Genomic DNA, 1,969 nt, shown 5'->3' with positions numbered 1-1,969 from the left:
CCTCGACGCCCACCCGTGGGTCCGTTCGTCCGCGGTGATCGCCCGGACCGGGACCTCCGGTCGCGACGCGACCCTCGCCGCCTACTGCACGCTCGACCGCGCTGCCTGGGACGGTGCAGATCCGACTTCCACTCTGCGGGAACATCTCTCGTCGCGCCTGCCGGACTACATGGTGCCACCCACGATCACCGTGCTCGACGAGCTGCCGGTGACCGTCAACGGCAAGCTCGACCGCAAGGCACTGCCGGAGCCGGTCGCCCCGGTCCACAACGGGGGGCGGGCCCCGGCCACCGGGTCCGAACGGGCTGTGGCCGAGGTGTTCCGCGACGTGCTCGGCCTCGATGACACCGTGACCGTCGGTGTCGACAGCGACTTCTTCGACCTCGGCGGGCACTCGCTGCTGGCGACCCGGGCCGTGGCGCGGTTGGCCGCCCGCTTCGCCCGCAAGCTGACGCTGCGCGACCTGTTCGAGGCCCGCTCCGTCGGCGATCTCGCCCGCACCCTCGACGCAGCCGAGAGCTCGATCTCGATCGGTGTCGCCGACGTCGTCGTGCCGGAGACGGTTCCGGCGTCGGCGGGTCAGCGGTCGCTGTGGGTGATCGAGCAGATCACCGGAGCCGGCTCGGTCTACACCGTGCCGCTCGTGCTCACCGTGCCCGACGACTTCTCCTCCGACGCGTGGGCGGCGGCACTGACCGACCTCACCACGCGGCACGAGGCACTGCGGTCCCGGCTGGTCCCCGGACCGGACGGCATCGAGCTCGACGTCGAGGTTCCGCGCACCGGCGCGTTCCCCCTCGAGGAGATCGTGAGCGATGCCGACAGCCTGACCGACGCGGTCGCGCAGTGGGTCGATCGCCCGCTCTCCCTGCGTCTGGACCCGGCGTTGCGCGCTGCGGTGTTCACCGTCGACGGCCGGCCGCAGGTCGCGGCGCTGGCCGTGCACCACGCGTTCGTCGACGAATGGTCGACGCCGACACTGCTCGGCGACCTCCTCGGCGCCTACACCGCGCGCCACGGCGGCACCGCGCCGCAGTGGACGCCGGGATCCGTCACGTTCCGGCACTTCGCGGCCTGGCAGGACGCGATGCTCGCCGGTGCCGACCGGCCCGGAACCGCCGCGGCCGACCACGCCGAGTACTGGCGCAACCGGCTCGCCGGCGTCCCCGAGGTGTCGATGATCGCCACCGACCGGCCACGCCCCGCAGTTCAGGACTTCGCCGGGTTCGAACTCGCCTTCACGATCGATCCGGAGATCTCCGCCGCGCTGCGGCGGGTGTGCGCCGAACGCGACGTCACGATGTACATGCTGGTCCAGGCCGCGGTCGTGATCGCGATGCAGCGGTTGGGTGCCGGGGACGACATCGTGGTGGGCTCGCCGGTGGGTGGCCGCACGGACGAGGCGTTGGCGTCGGTGGTGGGGTACTTCGTGAACACGCTGCCGTTGCGTCACGATCTGTCGGGGGATCCGACCGTCGACGAGCTGCTGGGCCGGGTGCGGGAGGTCGTGCTCGGGGGCTTCGCCCATCAGGACCTGCCGTTCGACCACATCGTGCGGGTCAGCGGCACCACACCATCGGCCGCGCACAACCCGTTGTTCCAGACGCTCGTGTCCTTCCGGGTCGCGGACCTGGTCGACGAAACCCACGATGTCCTCGGCCGCGCCGGCTTCGGCCGGTACACCGAGGCCGACGAAACCAACAGCGTCAAGACCGACCTCGAGATCGAGATCGCCGACACGCCCGACGGACTGACCGGCACGCTCGCGTGCGCGAGTGCCCTGTTCGACACCGAAACCGCTCAGCGGGCCGTCGAGACCCTGCGCGGCGCGTTCGGTGTGTTGGCGGGTGTCGGTGGTGTGCGGTTGTCGTCGGTGGATGTGGTGCCGGGGGCGGATCGGGTGTTGGTGTCGGGGTTTGCGGCGGGTGGGTCGGTGCCGGTGGGGGTGTCGACGTTGGATGGGTTGTTG

Annotated in this window: 1 protein-coding gene; it reads left to right on the top strand. The window is 71.3% G+C overall.

Annotated elements, in window-relative coordinates:
- Positions 1-1,969, top strand: a 1,969-nt coding sequence (locus ACN675_RS28965) for a condensation domain-containing protein (protein ID WP_420754086.1), incomplete at both ends; no start/stop codon positions are given.

Origin of the sequence: Rhodococcus sp. O3, assembly GCF_048897285.1 — a bacterium.
Classification (GTDB): Bacteria; Actinomycetota; Actinomycetes; order Mycobacteriales; family Mycobacteriaceae; genus Rhodococcus.
This window is presented reverse-complemented; position numbering and strand designations above follow the sequence as displayed.